15 protein-coding genes are annotated in these 17,311 nt (G+C 55.8%); 4 read left to right on the forward strand and 11 right to left on the reverse strand.

Annotated elements, in window-relative coordinates:
- Positions 1–1,332, reverse strand: a complete 1,332-nt coding sequence (locus DMG62_03945) for an NAD-dependent dihydropyrimidine dehydrogenase subunit PreA (protein PYY24319.1) — start codon at positions 1,330–1,332, stop codon at positions 1–3.
- Entirely contained in the window at positions 1,325–2,689 is a 1,365-nt protein-coding gene (locus tag DMG62_03950) for a hypothetical protein (protein PYY24169.1), read from the reverse strand. Before DMG62_03950 ends, DMG62_03945 begins: the two co-directional genes overlap by 8 nt.
- Positions 2,690–2,770: 81 nt before the next feature.
- Here DMG62_03950 and hydA point away from each other — a divergent pair, with 81 nt between their 5' ends.
- Complete coding sequence (gene hydA, locus DMG62_03955; protein ID PYY24320.1) at positions 2,771–4,162, forward strand: dihydropyrimidinase; 1,392 nt, start codon at positions 2,771–2,773, stop codon at positions 4,160–4,162.
- A gap of 139 nt (positions 4,163–4,301) precedes the next feature.
- On the opposite strand, the gene mmsA is transcribed toward hydA, so the two are convergent.
- From mmsA to DMG62_03975, 4 genes are all read right to left on the reverse strand, one after another.
- On the reverse strand, positions 4,302–5,768 hold the full coding sequence (gene mmsA, locus DMG62_03960) for a methylmalonate-semialdehyde dehydrogenase (CoA acylating) (protein ID PYY24170.1): 1,467 nt from the start codon (positions 5,766–5,768) through the stop codon (positions 4,302–4,304).
- Positions 5,769–5,920: 152 nt separating this feature from the next.
- Positions 5,921–7,129, reverse strand: a complete 1,209-nt coding sequence (locus tag DMG62_03965; GenBank protein PYY24171.1) for a hypothetical protein — start codon at positions 7,127–7,129, stop codon at positions 5,921–5,923.
- Entirely contained in the window at positions 7,126–8,997 is a 1,872-nt protein-coding gene (locus tag DMG62_03970; protein ID PYY24172.1) for a hypothetical protein, read from the reverse strand. The genes DMG62_03965 and DMG62_03970 overlap by 4 nt, the downstream gene beginning before the upstream one ends.
- Positions 8,998–9,117: 120 nt before the next feature.
- Positions 9,118–9,321 carry a hypothetical protein gene (locus tag DMG62_03975; GenBank protein PYY24173.1) on the reverse strand — a complete coding sequence of 68 codons (204 nt, stop codon included), beginning with the start codon at positions 9,319–9,321 and terminating at the stop codon, positions 9,118–9,120.
- 172 nt (positions 9,322–9,493) lie between these two features.
- Between DMG62_03975 and DMG62_03980 the strand changes: the two genes are divergently transcribed.
- Positions 9,494–9,919 carry a hypothetical protein gene (locus tag DMG62_03980; GenBank protein PYY24174.1) on the forward strand — a complete coding sequence of 142 codons (426 nt, stop codon included), beginning with the start codon at positions 9,494–9,496 and terminating at the stop codon, positions 9,917–9,919.
- Between the two features lie 64 nt (positions 9,920–9,983).
- Here the strand turns inward: DMG62_03980 and DMG62_03985 are convergent, their stop codons facing one another.
- The 5 genes from DMG62_03985 to DMG62_04005 form a co-directional block, all read right to left on the reverse strand.
- A complete protein-coding gene (locus DMG62_03985; GenBank protein PYY24175.1) occupies positions 9,984–11,225 on the reverse strand; it encodes a hypothetical protein in 1,242 nt (413 codons plus the stop codon).
- Between the two features lie 75 nt (positions 11,226–11,300).
- Positions 11,301–12,578: a hypothetical protein gene (locus DMG62_03990; GenBank protein PYY24176.1), complete on the reverse strand. Its 1,278-nt coding sequence runs from the start codon at positions 12,576–12,578 to the stop codon at positions 11,301–11,303.
- A gap of 76 nt (positions 12,579–12,654) precedes the next feature.
- On the reverse strand, positions 12,655–12,903 hold the full coding sequence (locus DMG62_03995) for a hypothetical protein (GenBank protein ID PYY24177.1): 249 nt from the start codon (positions 12,901–12,903) through the stop codon (positions 12,655–12,657).
- On the reverse strand, positions 12,900–13,532 hold the full coding sequence (locus DMG62_04000) for an RNA polymerase subunit sigma-24 (GenBank protein ID PYY24178.1): 633 nt from the start codon (positions 13,530–13,532) through the stop codon (positions 12,900–12,902). Before DMG62_04000 ends, DMG62_03995 begins: the two co-directional genes overlap by 4 nt.
- A gap of 80 nt (positions 13,533–13,612) precedes the next feature.
- Positions 13,613–13,945, reverse strand: a complete 333-nt coding sequence (locus DMG62_04005; GenBank protein PYY24179.1) for a hypothetical protein — start codon at positions 13,943–13,945, stop codon at positions 13,613–13,615.
- Between DMG62_04005 and DMG62_04010 the strand changes: the two genes are divergently transcribed.
- Positions 13,940–14,878, forward strand: coding sequence for a hypothetical protein (locus DMG62_04010; protein PYY24180.1), 939 nt, complete (start codon positions 13,940–13,942; stop codon positions 14,876–14,878). The genes DMG62_04005 and DMG62_04010 overlap by 6 nt on opposite strands.
- 50 nt (positions 14,879–14,928) lie before the next feature.
- Complete coding sequence (locus DMG62_04015) at positions 14,929–17,217, forward strand: hypothetical protein (protein PYY24181.1); 2,289 nt, start codon at positions 14,929–14,931, stop codon at positions 17,215–17,217.
- The last annotated feature ends 94 nt before the right edge of the window (positions 17,218–17,311 follow it).

Raw genomic sequence — 17,311 nt, forward strand, 5'->3', positions numbered from 1 at the left:
CTAATCAGCGGATGTGCTTTTGGCCAGCAAATCTTCCATACTGGATTGAGGGCTTCGGCCGCGAGCTTCCTGCAATTGCCGCCAACTCATCGCCGGTCGGCCGATACCTACCTGCTCCATGCTGATACAGCCGGGAACAGGACATACAAGCGCGCAGAGATTGCAGCCCACACATTCGTTTTCCAATACTCGCGGCACATGCTTTGCAATCTCTCCGTCGCGCAAATCTCCTTTTGGGCGTTCTGCGGCGGTGATGCACTGGTGTGCGCCGTCCTCACACGCGATGTAGCAAAGATTGCAGCCAATGCACAGCTTGGGATTGATGCGGGCGACGATCTTGTAATTCAAATCGAGATCGCCCCAATCGCGAATGCGATCCACTGACTTGCCCACCAGGTCCATGACAGAATCGAGGCCCTTGTCTTCGAGATACTGCGAGAGGCCGTCTATCATGTCTTCGACGATGCGGAAGCCATAATGCATGGCAGCCGTACAGACCTGTACTGAAGTGGCTCCGAGCAATATGAATTCGACGGCGTCTTGCCAGCTGGCAATTCCACCGATTCCTGAAATAGGAATTGTTACTTTGGGATGTTTGGCGACAGAAGAGACCATGTGCAGGGCGATGGGCTTGACCGAGGGTCCGCAATAGCCGCCATGGCTGGCATAGCCACCGACGTTTGGCCGGGGAGCGAAGCTGTCGAGGTCGACTCCCACGAGGCTGTTGAAGGTGTTGACCAATGAGACTGCATCGGCGCCGCCTTGTTTTGCAGCATGGGCCATGTGAGCCACGTCAGTCACATTGGGTGTGAGCTTCACAATCACGGGAATGGTTGCGACTTCCTTCACCCAGGTCGTGATCATCGTCGTGTACTCAGGCACTTGTCCGACGGCAGCACCCATGCCCCGTTCCGACATTCCGTGCGGGCATCCAAAATTGAGTTCCACCAAATCGGCGCCGGAATCCTGCGAGCGACGCATGATGTCATGCCAGGTCTCGCGTCTGGATTCGACCATGAGAGAGGCTACGACCGTATTCCTCGGGAACCGTTTTTTTACTTCAGAGATTTCACGAAAGTTTGTTTCAATTGGACGATCGCTGATCAGTTCGATGTTGTTGAGCCCGATCATGCGCTCGTGCTTGTAATCGATGGACCCATAGCGGGACGCTGTGTTAATGATGGGCTCGCCGATCGTCTTCCACACGGCTCCTCCCCAACCGGTGTCGAAGGCTTTCATCACCTGATAGGCGCTGTTGGTCGGAGGGCCAGAAGCCAGCCAGAAAGGATTCGGCGAGTGTACGCCACAGAAGTTGATGCTGAGATCAGGCATGCGCGACTCCTTTCCGCTGCGAATGCAGGGCTGCGTGAATTCCTCGGGCAGCCCGCTTTCCATGTGCGACAGCATCCACGACCTCGCCACCGCCGTTCACGCAGTCGCCTCCGGCGAAATACTTTGGATTCGATGTCTGCATGGTCTCGGAGTTCGCAATGACCTTACCATTGTCCAATCTCAGGTTAGGAATGTCTTTCAGGAAGGCAAGCTTCTTCTGGCCGAGCGCACGCACTACCATGTCAACGTCGAGCGTAAATTCGCTTCCGGGAATGGGACGGAAAGAGCGTCTGCCCGATAAATCGGGTGAGCCCAGCTCAGTCTTTACACAAACCAGGCCTTGCGCTCTGCCGCGTGCATCCGGCACAACTCGTACAGGAGCAGCCTGCCAGATGAACGTCACGCCGTCGGCCTTCGCCAAATCGTATTCGTAATCAAATGCGGACATCTCTTCGTGGCCGCGCCGATAAATCATGTACACGACTTCAGCCCCCAATCTTCGTGCAGCAGTAGCGACATCGATCGCGGTATTGCCGCCCCCGATTACGGCGACTCGCGTGCCGACTTGCACATGATCGAAGCCGTTGGTCTTTGTCCTCTCAATAAAAGAGAGCGCATCGCCGCATCGGCGGATTTGTTCCGATTCGATGTGCAAATCTTCGGTTTCGCCGAGTCCAATACCGAGGAATATCGCGTCGTACTCGCGTTCGAGTTCTGCCAGCGATAGGTCGCGGCCGACGGTGATTCCGTTTCGGATTTCGACTCCGAGCGCGCGGATCATCTCAATCTCGCGTACGGCATCCGCCGCGCGCATTTTGTAGGCAGCGATTCCGTAGGTATTCAGTCCACCTGGATGACGCTTGGCATCGAAGATCACGGCACCGTATCCGAGTCGTCGCAACTCTGCCGCACATGCCAGACTCGCCGGGCCAGCGCCGATCAAGGCGACGTGCTGTCCGTTTTCTTTACCAGACTTGAGCACATTGATGCCGTGATCGAGCACGTGGTCGACGGCGTGCCGCTGCAGACGTCCAATCTCAACCGGCTTCTTTCCTTCCGCATTTAGAACGCATGCGCCTTCGCATAAAACCGACGTTGGACAAACTCGACCGCAGCTATGTCCAAGCACATTGGCGGACAGAATGGTTCGCGCGGCTCCCATAAGATTCTGCGTGAGGATTTGCCGAATAAATTGTGGAATATTGATCTCGGTTGGACAGGCCTTTATGCAGGGCGCGTCGTAGCAGAACAGGCAGCGCGACGCCGCTTCCAGGGCGAGCGACGGCGTAAGCGGCGGATTAATATCTGCGAAGTTCTCTTCGAGTTGCTCCGGAGTAAGCTTGGGGCCCGTATGCATGGTGATCCTGTCTCAATGATAGGCTGGAAATTTCGGCAGCATAGCATAAAATCTGCGATTCCCAGCTTTCCCGGAGACCTCATGGCCTTTGATGCTCTTATCAAGAACGGAACTGTTGTTACCGCGACCGATACTTACACTGCCGACGTCGCAATCGTGGATGGAAAGATTCATTCCGTCGGCGTGAACTTGCCTCAGGAGAACGCCGCGCGCGTTTTCAATGCGGCGGGCAAATACGTGATGCCGGGTGGCATCGATGTTCACACCCACCTCGACATGCCTTTCGGCGGGACCACTAGCGCTGACGACTTCGAGACCGGCACGCGTGCCGCGGCCTTTGGTGGAACCACAACGCTCATCGACTTCGCGATCCAGTACAAAGGACAAACGCTTCGCACGGCGTTCGATGCGTGGATGCAGAAGGCCGCTCCCAAAGCAGTCGCCGACTACGCCTTCCACTGCATCATCACTGACCTGCCCGATGCGCGCATCGATGAGATCTCGCAACTCATTGGCGATGGCGTCACTAGTTTCAAACTCTTCATGGCGTATCCCGGTGTCTTCATGCTGGACGACGCCACTATCTTTCGAGCCATGCGAGCGGCTTCAAAAAGTGGTGGGATGATCTGTATGCACGCGGAGAACGGCGGCGCGATTGATGTGATCGTAAAGCAGGCGCTGGCTGAAGGGAAGACCGCGCCGAAATATCACGCGCTCACGCGCCCAACTACTGCCGAAGCCGAAGCTACAGCCCGCGCTATCGCGCTTGCGGAGATGGCCGGTTCTCCCGTATACATCGTTCACCTCAGTTGCAACGATGCGCTAGAAAAGGTCCGCGAAGCTCGCGATCGTGGATTGCCTGTCTACGCCGAGACCTGTCCGCAATATCTGTATCTCTCGCTGGAGGAGATGGACGCACCTGGCTTCGAAGGTGCCAAATATGTCTTCACTCCGCCGTTGCGTGAGAAGTGGCACCAGGAAAAGCTCTGGAACGGTTTAAAGAACGATCACCTGCAAGTTGTCTCCACAGATCACTGTCCGTTCTGTTTCAAAGAACAGAAAGAGCTCGGAAAAGATGACTTCACCAAGATTCCTAATGGCGGACCTGGCATTGAACATCGCCTGAGCCTCGTCTATGCCGGAGGAGTAGGAAAGAAACGCTTCAGCGTGAACCGCTTCGTCGAACTTGTTTCAACTACCCCGGCGAAGATATTCGGACTCTATCCGCGCAAAGGAACGATCGCTGTGGGCAGCGACGGCGACCTTGTGATCTTTAATCCAAATCGCGAACATACGATCAGCGCCAAAACTCACCACATGCGAGTGGATTACTCAATGTTCGAAGGCATCAAAGTGAAGGGAATGCCCGACGTAGTGATGTCCCGCGGACGTGTGCTCGTAGAGAACGACAAATTCCTGGGCAAAGCTGGAAGCGGGAATTTCCTGAAGCGCGCGACATACGTGGGCCTCTGACATTTTTCCTGTGTCTTTCGTGACCTCGCCGTTGTCCTTTGTGGCCCTTGTGTTCGCTCTTCTCGATTGGTCCCGGAAGAGCCAGTACTCATAAGTATTCCTCGCCGCAAATCAGCGGCGAGGAATGACAATCGAGGAGCTACCACCTGCACGTCACCACCCGCGTTTCGGTATAGAACTTTACGCCATCTTTCCCTAGCGCATGCAGATCGCCGAAGAACGAGCCTTTCCAGCCGGTAAATGGAAAGATCGCTACTGGAGCAGGCACGCCGACGTTGATTCCGACCATCCCTGTCTGCACCTTGGCGCTGAACTCGCGTGCAGTCTGCCCCGATTTGGTAAAGATCGACGAGGCGTTCCCATACTCCGAGGAGTTGACCACCTCGATCGCCTCTTCGAGATTCTTAGCGCGAACCACGGACAGCAATGGACCAAAGATCTCCTCGCGCGCGATCCGCATCGAGGGCTTCACGTTGTCGAAGATCGTCGGACCAACGAAATATCCGTCATTGTCACAGCAAGAATCCTTGCGTCCATCGCGCGCCAGCTTAGCGCCTTCCTGCTCACCGATATCGATATAGTTCAGAATGCGCCGCTTGGCTTCGCTATTGATGATTGGACCCATCACAGAGCTACGATCCATGCCATCGCCTACCTTCATCTCATCCGCAGCCTTCTTCAACGCAGCCAGCAGCGGATCGGCCGCCTCGCCCACGGCGACGACCACGCTAGTAGCCACGCAACGCTCGCCTGCGCATCCGAATGAGGATGACATGATTGTGCTCGCCGAGTGCTTCATGTCCGCATCCGGCATCACGACTGAATGATTTTTCGCGCCGCCGAGCGCCTGCGCGCGCTTGCCATTCGCGCATGCGGTTGCATAGACGTACTTCGCCACGCTACTCGATCCAACAAAGGACACTGCCTTCACCCGCGGATCGGTAAGCAGCTGATCAACCACCGGCTTGGTTCCATGCACAAGGTTCAATACGCCAGCTGGAAGTCCAGCCTCATACAACAGCTGCAGCAGGCGCACCGACGCTCGGGGTACGCGCTCTGAGGGCTTCAGCACAAATGTATTTCCACAAGCGATGGCTACGGGAAACATCCAGAGCGGTACCATCAAGGGAAAATTAAAGGGAGTGATTCCCACGCAGACGCCCAATGGATGCCGCGTCGACCAACCATTCACGTCCGCCCCGACATGCTCCACGGTCTCGCCCATCATCATGCTGGAGACGCCGCAAGCAAATTCCACGCACTCCAACCCACGCTGGAATGATCCGCGGGCCTCCTCGCGAACTTTGCCATTTTCTTCCGTTACCAGCGCTATCAGCTCGTCGGCATGTTTCTCCATGAGTTGATGGAAGTGAAAGAGTACGCGGCACCGGTTCATCACCGGCGTAGCGCTCCATGCCGGGAACGCAGCCTGCGCCGAAGCGATAGCCGCAGAAACTTCCTCATGTGTGCAAATCGGGATCTCAGCCACGGGCTCCCCCGTTGCCGGATTGTGCTGAATCAAAACCTCGCCGCGCGAAATCTGCGGACGTCCATCTATGTAGATCGGACAAGGCTTAAGCTGCGTGGCAATAGCGCTGGTGGACATGGTGAACCCCCTGAGATTCGTCGAGCTACGAAATCTTAGAACAGGGAACAGGGTACAGGGAACAGGGTACAGAAGTGCAGTACCGGCGCGCGGTAGCCGCTGGGTCAGCGCAGGTTGTGAGAGTAAGCGTCGCCCGTTCGCTATGGCCGTTCTTAAGCGGTAGCTGTCCGCATGGATCGCAACGCGATTGCGCTCAGTATCAGGACCGCGGCAATAATCGCAATCCACAGGACGACTGGATGGCGCTCGGACCAGGGCCGTTCATCTGGATGTTCGCTGTAGGCCGCATTTGCAGCTTCAGCCCCTAAGGTCGCTACTGTGGAATTTTTGCTTTGCTGGAAAAGCTTGGCGTAGTCATAAATGGGCGAGTTCAGCTTCTCATCGCCGTAGTAGAGCGTCAGCTGGGCGTGTCCCGCAGCCTCAAAATAGAGGCGGCGTTCCAATTGCTGCAGACGCACGCCGGTAAAGTTAAGTGGCCGATCGTCTCCGTTCTGGACCAGCACTTTGATCGTTGTATGTCCGATTCCGGAAAAATCTACGGTATATCGCTCGGAGTCGATCTTACGACCGCCGCGCACCATGTGCACGCGTTCGATATCGCCCGAGCCTATCCAGTTGTCTTTATCATCTCGAAGTTCGATATCGCGGCGAAAGTTCGTGTTTGGAGATGGAGCAACGCGAAACTCCAAACGCTCGGCTGGAATCTTGTCAGAGATTTTGAAACTGAAAATCGTTTCTTTGCCTGATTGTGCCTGGTCCGGAGCGCCGCTTACATCCCGCCACACCGCCGGATGCTCCTCGGCCATTTCTGAAGTCGCGCCTTGAACATCGGAGGGCGCAACCGGCCCATCGATCGTAACGCGTAAGTACTTGTAAGTTGCGCGCGGAATGCGCAGCAGCGTGTTGGAGCCGAGACTCTCGCGGGACAGATCGTAGAGGATCGTGTCTCCTAGGCCTGCCCAGGCTCGAGCGTGAGGATCATCGGCGCCTTCCACTCGCGCGTGCGCGACAAAGTTTCGCGTCGCCAGCTTCAATTGCACATGGTCGTACTCCGTCACTCCGGACATATCGATTAAGAACTGCGTCTTTTCTCCTACGGTCGTCTGTTGGAGTACCGTGACTCCGGTGCGCTGCTCCTCCGAACTGCCGTGCTGGATGGCGATTGCATACGGAACTTCGCTATCACCGGAGGCCAGCCGCAGGTCCCCAAGATCGTGTCGCGCATGGTTCCAGATCGCTTCGTCCACAGCAACATAGTTCTGCCCTGCAGCCGAGACCTGCACGGGCCGCTGGTACTTCGAATGTGAGCCGGACGGCATCAGCAGGAGAAGCGAAGCGAGGGTTAGAAGAAGCATCTTCATGCAAAGGGTGTCTCGGACGATTTTGCTTCTACGCTCGCGCCGAGTTTCAACCAGTCGCGATGATAAACGTAGGAAATTCCCATGAGCACTCCTCCGAGAGCGATGAAGCTCAGGATGCGATAGCCCTGTTGCAATTCGGAAACGTCGAAAAGGAAAACTTTGCCAATCGTGAAGGCGATCAGCACAAGTGCCTGCCAGCGAACGAAGGCGGAGCGTTTACGAAAGCCAAACATCATGAGTCCCGCTCCGTAAGCAAGCCAGATAAGTGAGTAGCTGAAGTTGCGAGCGAGATTAATCTGATGAAACGCGCCGGCCGCGCGATCGTGCATCTGATACAGCTCCGTGGCTTGCCGGCGAAAATAGTCAGACGCCTCCAGAGTGAGCGCGATCAGCGCGAGCAGGTTCAGAAGAATACTGGCGAGACGAACGGCTGGCCTTTCGCGCTCGCTGGCGGACCTGCTAGCCGCAGCAACGATGCCGCCGAGGATCGCGATAGCCACAAGGTATGTTGCGAAGCGGGCATTGAAAATCAGTGTCTCGACGCTGAAGTTATCCCAAATCAGAAGACGAATGATTCCCAACGACAGCGTGACAGCGGCAAAGTAACGGAGAAAATTCGTTTGCGTTCGGACCGAGATGTACAGCAGTACGGCTGACTCGACCAGCCATCCGAGCGTAATCCAGTGCGAGTTCAGCTTCAGAGGGATGGCTATGGTAATGAACGCTACAGCGATTGCCACGTGCAAAAGGTTGATCGTTTTCACTACGTCGGGGTCGCTGCCAAGCCGTCGCTTGAACTGGCTGCTCAGTACGAGATAAGCCCCCGCCAATGCGAGCGCGAACCAGGTGAGAGTCTCGTCCTCATACATCGCATGCAAGCACAGGAAAGCAGCCCCAGCATTCACAAGCGGCAGGAATGTTAGGGTGATGGAAAAGCCGGCATGCCAGCGGGATCGCGTCAGCGGGGTGAGCAGCGGAATGGCTGCGAAAATCGCCGCGAAGATCAAGGTGAACAGTGTCGTAACGCCACGCTGTTCTTTCGTGTAGTACTCAAAGAACCATCCGCCATAAAGGATGGCGGTACCGGTGAAGCTGCCAACCAGCAATCTGCGCCAGGGTTTGACCCTCACCACGGCAAGCATCGCCAAGTCCAGCAGGCAAACGTAAGAGAAGAGAACGACCTCATGGTTTTCGCCCGTGGAAAGCAGCAGAGGAGTGCTGAAACCGCCGATCATGGCGAACGCCGCCAGGATTTCCGCGTCCTGCGTGAGAGCCAGCGTTACCGTTGAGGCAGTCACCAGGATCATCGCCACAAAAGCCGCCGCCGAAGGCACCAGGTGATACACCTGGAACGCTCCCCAAAGCGACAGATACAACGTTCCAATGCCGACGGCCTTGAGCGAATAGGAAAAAGGCGCGTGTCCCCGTGAGCGGAATCGCTCGCTCCAGAGAATGAGCGCGATTCCGGCCAGCAGACCCAGTGCAACTCTACCTGCGGGCCCAATCCAGCCGTTGTCGAAGGCGTACTTGATGAAATAGGAGACACCTACCAGGATGGCAACAATCCCGATTCTGTTCAGCCATAGCTTGCCAATCTGGCCTTCGAGTTCGTCCTCCTCTGCTCTAACTGCTGCTGACGATGACAGCGGCCCGGCCAAGAACGTTGGGAGAGGTTCCGACGGTTTAGCTGGAGTGGACGGTGGCGGAGCTAAGGGGTATGGCGCTTTCGCAGCTTCATGTTTGACAACTGGAGCTTCCCGCGGCGACTCGCTTTCCAGACCGAGTCTCTGTTCCACGCGATATAAGCGGGCGGTCAGCGCAGCTACTTGCGCACGCAAGCCTACGAGTTCGTCTTGCAAATCGGCCATACGCGTAAACTATCGCACTCAATGGGCAAGCAGGATAGGTTTCGCGTGCGCACCGTACCAATGTAATCAAGCACGTTGGTACAAATCGGGGGTGGGAAAATCGGGATCGATCCTCTTTTATCAATTCACTGCTTTTTCACTGATCCGGCCAATAACAGCGAAAATAACAGCGAAAATTTTTGAGCACGCGGAGAGGCGCATGAACACAGGCTGAGTCCGACAGGGGCAGTGAATTATCAGTGAATTATCAGTGAATCTCACATTCATGATCTCTCCGTCATTCTCCTGGTTCGCATCCTGTGACTGTCTTCCTGCGACAGCCATCAGTCCTTCCTTTCTTGCTACCTCGAGTCTGTTTTGAAGTCAAGATGTGTACGTCGTTCGCTGCGGAAACCCTATTTGCTCCTTGCCATTGGTGCCTTTAGTAACTTCCGGATCAGCAAAAAATTGCTGATCCAACGCTTCAGCTGGTCCCTTTGCAGTGAGGAGATGAACCATGAAATCCATACTTGCGGCTGCCCTCTTTCTGGCTGCCAGTTCGGCGTTTGCGAAGGAACCGGTATTTCATCAGCAGGGCACCATTACTGCCATGGACGGCGTGGAATGCGGCGTGGACGAAAACAGCGGCAAGAGCTTTGCCGGAGAGGTTCTGGGCACTGACGGGGCGCACAAGAAGACGCGGCAGCTCCTTTGCCAGGAATATGTGCTGAAGACGGATCGTGTCTTGTATCGCATCCGTCCGCGCGACGAGAAGCATCCGATGCTCCTGCCGGTCGGAGAGCGGGCCGAATTCCGTATTAAGAAGGACAAGCTCTTATTGGCTGTACCTGAGCTTGATGGCAAGGAGCGTGAATACTCGGTCACGTCGATGCAAATGATCCGACCGGAACCGGGTGCGACTCAGAGCGCGATGGTGAAATAGCAGCGAGTGTCAACAGTAGAGACGCAGCTTGCTGCGTCTCTGCGCGCCGCGTGGGCACAATTGTCTATCCTCGTCCGAAAACCGTTCTCTTCCAACTGTCCTTCAGTGCCTCTCGAACCTTTTGCTCATCGGCCCATTCCGGATGTGGTAGGAGGAGCGGGGGATACGGATCGGGTCGCAGTGGCGGAGGTAGATGCACCGAGACCCCGGCGTCGGCCAGCCAGTATCCATGATTTTCAAGAACTGCGGCTTCGGCTTCTGAAAAGCCATCGAGGTCGGTTCTGATACAGCCGATCACTTCGGTTGCCAGCGCTTTCGAATAGCCTCCCGAGAGATATCCGCCGCCCGCAAGCCTGTACTTTTCTCGGGCGCTGCCAATTCCCCAGAATGTGCCGTCAAGACCATTCGCGCTGGAATCGCCAAAGCTTGAAATTAACCAGCGTTTTCGGACGGCGAGGGCCTGGTTCTCAGGAATGGCAAGCCAGCGCTTTACGTTCCAGAAGAAGGTCTTGCCGGCGTTGCTGTCGAACAAAGCTCCGCCGTCCGAGCAAAGCACCGTCTTGTGTGTCTTCCAAATCGGTTCCAGGCCGAGGTTGTCGTAAACGCCGCCATCGCTGAAGGTCAGGTTGCGAATGTTTTCATTACGCGTTGGCCCTTGCGCTTTCCCGCCGGTTAGCTTTTTCGGATCGAAGTTGAGAGACACTGGCTTGAAAACCGGCGGAAAGCAGGAAGAGACCGCGACAGCGGTCGAGAGTTTCCAGTCTGCTGGTATGGGACTCAGGTATCCGGCTTGGTAATCCCCGGTTCGAGGTTGCGTGAAGATCCAGTTAACGCCGTAGACAAGATCAGTGCCGCAGAAGACAAACAGCGGCTTGGCGGGTGGAAGCTGCGAGATCAGCTTGCCGCGGGTGAGCAGAGAATCGTACTGCTCCGCCAATGCTTTGCTATTCGACTCCCACGGCAATAATCCTTTCAGTATCGGTTTTCGCCGGATGTTCTGTGAACAAAACTTCCGCAATGGTTTCGATATGACATTCTCCCAATCTTGTACTGGTGCCGAAAGGGGAAACGGCAGCGTCGCAGCCAGGAAAGCATTCATGATGCTTCCGCCCGAAACCGAGCTTATGGTGTCGAGATGGTGCAATATCCCCAGCTCGTTCAATCGGCGCAACGCGCCCAAGTGAAACAGGGATGCGCGAAAGCCGCCGCCGGAAAGACTCAGCCCAATTCCTTGCCGTTGCAGCTTCGGCAGAGGACCGTCATTTACGCTGGACGAAAGGAATTCTTCGCGGTCTGGTTGGAACATGGAGCCCCCTGGGCGGCCACGGAAAAAACGCGCAAGCGATTGGCGACAGCAAGCCAATGCCGGAGGCGGGCGGGCCTAAATCCCCCCCGGACCGGCCGCCTGGTGAGGTGGAGCGAACGAAATTGTGGATTTCATCATCCGCTCGAGTTCAGAGGGAGTATCGGTTTCGAAGAGCCATATCACCCAGTACTGCTGCAGGCTGGTTAAGACAAAAGATCTGTGCACTTTTCGCAGCAGGGTAGAGCCGGCTACAGGTACTGCGGAGACGCTGGGCATTTCGAGGAAGAGGTGTCCGTCGAGTTCGATGGCTCGCAGGAGGTTAGCTTCGCGGCCAAGCAGGGAAGTGCCGGCAAAGCTGTGAACGATGGCTTCTCCTATGCGATGAAGTGCTTCCGAGTCGTGCACCGAATCTGGATATTTGAGGTCCGGTGCGAAGCACGAAGGATCAGCGGCCATGATGGTAATCCTTGGAGGTGATCCTCCTGGGCCGTTCGTCTCGGCAGGCTGCGTGGCTGAGAGCAACGTTTTTGTGCATTCCTGGACGATCGCAGTCCTCGTAGAATCGCCTGCAATGATGTCTACTTCGTGCCTCTTAGGGTTGGAATTCTGCGCTTCCGGATACCATCCTTCGGGAAGCTGATAAATAAATCCCAAAACGGGATTAGAATAGCGATTCCCGGAGATGGCTCCCTGCTCCAAATGCGCGACATCGAGCTGTGGGCCGTTCTCGAGGCGTCGCTTTGCAGCTGTTGGCAGAAAAGGGCGGCTGCCTGATCCGGCGATTTCGCTTGCTCTGGCCGGATCAAAGAACTTTAGCGACTCAATACAGTTGCGCAGGTCGTCAGTCTGTCCGGAATTGTAGGACGAAACGCTGAATAGAAGCACATATCCCGGCACTGCGGTGGCATAACGTAGACGGTGGAGTTTTCCCGAAAAGGTCTTTTCCTCAAGCTCACTTTTCCAGAACAGGCGGCCTCCAATGCTAATCGCCTCGGCACCTTTTTGACCCTGCATGCCCGAAATGAATACCGCTTTTTGTGCTTCGTCGTCCCGCGCGCCGAAGACCTGGGTGGCAGAGACGATTAGCAGGGAGAGTCCCTTGCTCGCCGATTTGTAGGCGAACAACGAGTGCTCCAGCGCTTTGTCGGATTCGCTGATGTCTTCGATCTGGTATTTGCGATCTTTCGGCAATGGCAGGGAGAAGCCGAAGAAGGCATTCGTATACTGACTGGGAGAGACGAATCCGGCTTCAGGAATGGGAATGTGCGATGCGTGCGGCGAAGTAGTGTTCTGCGCCCAAATCGCGCAAATCACCAGAACCGGTAAGAGTGACACAAACGCAATTCTGCGCATGCCAAGATGGGCACACACCGCCCTTAGGCACAAGTCTACCCCCTCGTACCGGGCGCAGCACAGGGGCTAGATAGAGCTAGGTTTTCTGCTCGTGCTTCTGTTTACACTTGCTGACGATGGCGTCGTGGAGTCGGTCTCGGATGGGTTCAGGGAGCGGGTAAACGTCGTTATCGCGGTAGATTTCGATGGTTTTGCGGGTGGTATTGCATACAACGAAGCAGTTATGGCACCACTGAAGGTGCTCTTCCAACTCCGTTTTAAGCTGGACGTCAATATCGCCGTCCAGGTACTCGTTAAGTTCTTTAAGGAAGTCTTTGCATTTCACTGCGGCTTAGCCCCGTCCCTTTTTACTTTTTTGAAGTAGCGGTTGAGGCGCTCTCGCAATTGGAGCCTTGCCCTCAGGAGCCGCGATTTCACAGCAGGGACACTCAAATTTAGCATCTCCGCTGTCTCTTCTGTAGACAATCCTTCGATGTCCCGCAATACGAAAACGGTGCGGAAACTTTGGGGTAAACCTTGGATTGTCTTTTGGAGTATGTCTCCCAGCTCAGATTGGCCGTATAGCTGCTCGGGGTTAGGGCCCCAGTCGGCCACCTCGCGAGGCATGGAGCCTTCTTCGGTTTCCACGTCCTCGTCCAGGGAGACGGTCTTGCTCGTCTTGCGCCGGCGCAGCTTCATCAGCGCCTCGTTTACCGCTATGCGCACCAGCCAGGTGTAGAATTTGGAGTTCCCCTGGAACTGCTCAAGGTTCTGATAAGCCTTAATAAATGCGTCCTGAACGACGTCTTCTGCATCCTCGCGGTTCTGTGTGATGTGCTGGGCAATGCGGAACACATTGCGGTCGTAGCGCTTGATCAGTTGCTCAAACGCGCCCACATCACCGTGACGCGCCGCATCTACCAGCGCCAGTTCTTCGGTCTGTGGCTCCGCAACCTTGGCTTCAATACTTTCCATATGAAATACGACTCATTCGTCGCCAATTTGCTACAGGATCATATGCAGGGGGAAAAGGCGCCGAAATTGAGTCTGACATCTTAAATGCTACTACGCAGTATTCGCGAATTAAGTTTATCTTGCCTATCCGGAATCTCGGGGAACCCAAGGCTGTCAGCGGTCGGGCTGTCGGCCTTTGCGGTTTGTGTGTGGTTGATCAGAATGCCGAGTGGCCGAACGCCGAGTGCCGACTGCCGAGCGCCGCTCCTGACTTCACCCGATGACCCGATCACCCGATTCCCCTTATAATCCGCCCAGAACTCCTGATGGCCGATCTCAATCAAGTCCGTAGCAGCATCGAACGCGTAGTTTCGCAGCGCCTTAGCCAACAAGCTGACCAGTTTCGGAAGGACGTTGTCGAACAGGTTTTGCATGAGATCGCACCTCTTCTCGCGTCCGCAGGTGGACAACCACCCTCGCTCAGCTCACCGGCCAGCGACATCCTTAGTTCGACTTTGTCAGCCATTCAGGCTTCGACTGTTCAGGCCGACATTCTTAAGGCATTCCTCGAAGGAGTCGCGAACTTCAGCGCGAGGACGGCGCTATTTGTCGTTCGAGGCACGACCTTAGCCGGGTGGCAAGCTCGTGGATTTGCCGACGATAACATCCGGGGGCTCACGCTGGATGGATCCAAAGGGCTGGCCGCGCGCGCGATTCAGGAGCGCAACCGGGCGTCCTCGGCTGCATCCGAATTTGATAATTCCTTCATTCAGCAGCACGGAGCGCCATCGGACGGAAGCTCCACAGTATTTCCCTTGGTTGTTCGAGATAAAGTGGCGGCACTTCTCTACTGCGATGCAGGGCAGAAAGGCGGTCTAGCAGGCGATTTTTCAGCCATTGACGTGCTCACTCGTTACACCTGTCTTTGGCTCGAATTGGCGGCGGGAAAGAAGCCGAGCGGATCACAATCGCCGGAGTCAAGCGCGGGTACGACGGCGGCGAGCATTGGCGGTGTTCAGATCCCGACGACGCGCGCCGCTGAACTTTCTACCAAAGTCGCAACGGACTCAGCGCCGGGGATCGGAAACCTCTCGGCCGAGGAGCAGGAGCTTCACACGAAGGCTCAGCGCTTCGCGAAATTATTGGTCGACGAGATCAAGCTCTACAACCAATCCAAGGTAGCTGAGGGCAAGCAGAATCGCGATCTGTACAGAGTCCTTCGTGAAGACATCGAGAAGAGCCGCGCCACGTATGACAAACGATACGGCGGCACACCTGTCGCCCCTGCCAGATACTTTGACTCGGAGGTCGTGCGTATCCTTGCCGACAATGACAGGTCTTTGATGGGAAGCGACTTTCCCGCCTGATCTCGGGTTAATCTATAAGTGAGCTGAATTCAGGAACCCAATCCGCTGTGTTGTCTCGCTGCATCTCATACGTACTCCTGTGCCTGCTGGTGATCTCTTCGTCTGCGCTAAGTCTGGGGCAGAGCTCCTCTATCAATGTTCACAAACGTGCTCCGCAAAGAAAGCGCAGCGCACCGCGAAGAAGCCACTCGACAGTCACTCCGGCGCATAAGAAAAAGCTGCATCGCGCTTTTGTGGCATCGACGGAATTGCGTCCAATGGCGAAGCAGTTGCTGGAGCAGCCGACGCCGATCGCCTACACGGCTGTGGAGCGTTATGCCGTCAAGCACCGCGCCGACGAGGGCGGCATGCTTGCTCATCTGGTGCTCGGTTACGCACATCTGCAGGACAAGGACTACGTAAAAGCCGACAAAGAGTTGAAGTTGGCGGCACTTCCGGATAGCGAACTGTCGGATTACGCGGACTTTTTTCTGGCACAGTCGGCAGCGGCATCTGCTCCCGATCAGCAGCGGGTTGCGGCTTTACTCAAAGGATTCGGCGATAAACATACTGATTCGCTCTTTATCAGACAGGCAGAGATCATGCGCGCGAGCGCGTTGATCGGGTCCAAAGAACACGACGAAGCCATTCGCCTGCTCGAAGGGATGCGCGATAGCAAGCCGGATGTCGAACTCGCGCTCGGCCAGGCGTATGCCGCTGCCGGTCAATTGGCGAGGGCTGTTTCAATTTGGAATCATTTGTACGCCGAGATGCCGCTTAGCCAGGAGGCCTCGGCAGCGCAAATTGAATTGACCAAGCTCGGCGGACAGGGACTCATCTCGGCTCCGACTCTTGAACAACGCCGCACGCGCGCCGATCTGCTGATGAAGGGACGCCGATTCGACCTCGCCGCGACCGAATATCGCGGGATTCTCGACAGCATACGGTCGGATATGAGTCAGCAAAGTTTGCAGCATGAGCTGCAAGTGAAGCTCGGCGGAGCCCTCTATCGCCAGCATCAGTTGGAGGAAGCTAAGTCGCTCCTCGAGTCGGTTCCAGCAAGTTCCGAACTGTACGAAGCCGAACGGTTTTACTATCTGCACGAAATCGCACGCAGCAAAGACGACGGCGACCGCGAGCGTCAGATTCTTTCTGACATGATGCAGAAGTTTCCGGCGAGTCCGTGGTTACAGGAAGCCCTGCTGTCGGCCAGCAACATGTATCTGTTGCGGCCCGACTACAAGAATGCAATTGAGTTTTATACCGCGCAATTCAAACTCTTTCCTGAAGGAAAGTATTCACCGTACTCGCATTGGAAGGCGGCATGGCTGAACCTGCGCACCGGAAATAAGGACGAAGCCAAGCGCCTGATGGAAGAGCAGGTAAGGTTGTATCCCGCCGGACAGGAGATTCCTCCAGCGCTGTACTGGCGCGCGCGATTGGCGGAAGAAGACGGAGATTACGATCGCGCAGGCGAGTATTACGCCTATATTCTTCGCCGGTTCACGCATTACTACTACGCGGATCTCGCTCGCGAGCGTCTGCGCTTCCGTTTCGATGCTGCAAAACATGATCCGCTGCTCGATAAGATACCGACGCAGGACGATGTCGATAAGAACAGCTTCGAAGCTCCGTCGGACGATTTGCGCGTTGCTCGCGCACAGCTGCTGACCAACGCTGCATTATTCGATTTCGCCGTTCGCGAACTTCAGGCTGAACCCGACAAGCTCTACGCAAAAGCCGAGATCGCTCGTGTGTACTTAAAAGCGGACCGGCCAGATCGGGCACTACAATCCTTCAAGCGCGCCGTGCCCGGCTACTTTGCCGGTGACATCACCGACATGCCCTCCTGGGCGTGGAATATTCTTTTTCCAAAACCATATTGGAACGAGCTGACGCGTTACGCGAACGCGAATGGTCTTGACCCATATCTGGTAGCCAGCTTGATTCGTCAAGAGTCCGAGTTCAATCCTCAGGCGGTCTCGCATGCAAATGCCTGGGGACTGATGCAACTGCTGCCTCCAGTCGGCAAGAAGATGGCGAAGGAAGTTCGGTTGAGGCACTTCAGCCAGGACCAGCTAACCGATCCCAACGTCAACATTCAGCTGGGCACGCGATATTTCAAAGAGATCGTCGACAGTTTCGGCGGGCAAGTACAATTTGCTTTGGCTGCCTACAATGCGGGTTCAGACCGCGTAAAAAGCTGGCAGGAGCAAGGCCCATATCGGGATATCCACGAATTTGTCGAGGCGATTCCATTCAGCGAGACTCGCGAATACGTACAGGCGATTATGCGCAACGCGACGGTGTACCGGCTTCTTTATTCCAAGAACGTCCAGACAGCCAGGGCGGCTCCTTAACGACTTCTCCGATCCGACAGGGATGAATCAGTGTGGCACAGCCGCCCTCGGCTGTGGCTCTGCCCAAAGCGAACACAGGCGAGGGCGCCTGTGC

The sequence above is a fragment of the Acidobacteriota bacterium genome (assembly GCA_003225175.1).
Classification (GTDB): domain Bacteria; phylum Acidobacteriota; class Terriglobia; order Terriglobales; family Acidobacteriaceae; genus Gp1-AA112.

Bases quoted from the DNA above. Each gene is read 5' to 3' on its own strand.
- DMG62_03945 (PYY24319.1), bottom strand. From the start codon at position 1,332: ATGCCTGATCTCAGCATCAACTTCTGTGGCGTACACTCGCCGAATCCT.
- DMG62_03950 (PYY24169.1), bottom strand. From the start codon at position 2,689: ATGCATACGGGCCCCAAGCTTACTCCGGAGCAACTCGAAGAGAACTTC.
- hydA (PYY24320.1), top strand. From the start codon at position 2,771: ATGGCCTTTGATGCTCTTATCAAGAACGGAACTGTTGTTACCGCGACC.
- mmsA (PYY24170.1), bottom strand. From the start codon at position 5,768: ATGTCCACCAGCGCTATTGCCACGCAGCTTAAGCCTTGTCCGATCTAC.
- DMG62_03965 (PYY24171.1), bottom strand. From the start codon at position 7,129: ATGAAGATGCTTCTTCTAACCCTCGCTTCGCTTCTCCTGCTGATGCCG.
- DMG62_03970 (PYY24172.1), bottom strand. From the start codon at position 8,997: ATGGCCGATTTGCAAGACGAACTCGTAGGCTTGCGTGCGCAAGTAGCT.
- DMG62_03975 (PYY24173.1), bottom strand. From the start codon at position 9,321: ATGGCTGTCGCAGGAAGACAGTCACAGGATGCGAACCAGGAGAATGAC.
- DMG62_03980 (PYY24174.1), top strand. From the start codon at position 9,494: ATGAAATCCATACTTGCGGCTGCCCTCTTTCTGGCTGCCAGTTCGGCG.
- DMG62_03985 (PYY24175.1), bottom strand. From the start codon at position 11,225: ATGTTCCAACCAGACCGCGAAGAATTCCTTTCGTCCAGCGTAAATGAC.
- DMG62_03990 (PYY24176.1), bottom strand. From the start codon at position 12,578: ATGCGCAGAATTGCGTTTGTGTCACTCTTACCGGTTCTGGTGATTTGC.
- DMG62_04000 (PYY24178.1), bottom strand. From the start codon at position 13,532: ATGGAAAGTATTGAAGCCAAGGTTGCGGAGCCACAGACCGAAGAACTG.
- DMG62_04005 (PYY24179.1), bottom strand. From the start codon at position 13,945: ATGCAAAACCTGTTCGACAACGTCCTTCCGAAACTGGTCAGCTTGTTG.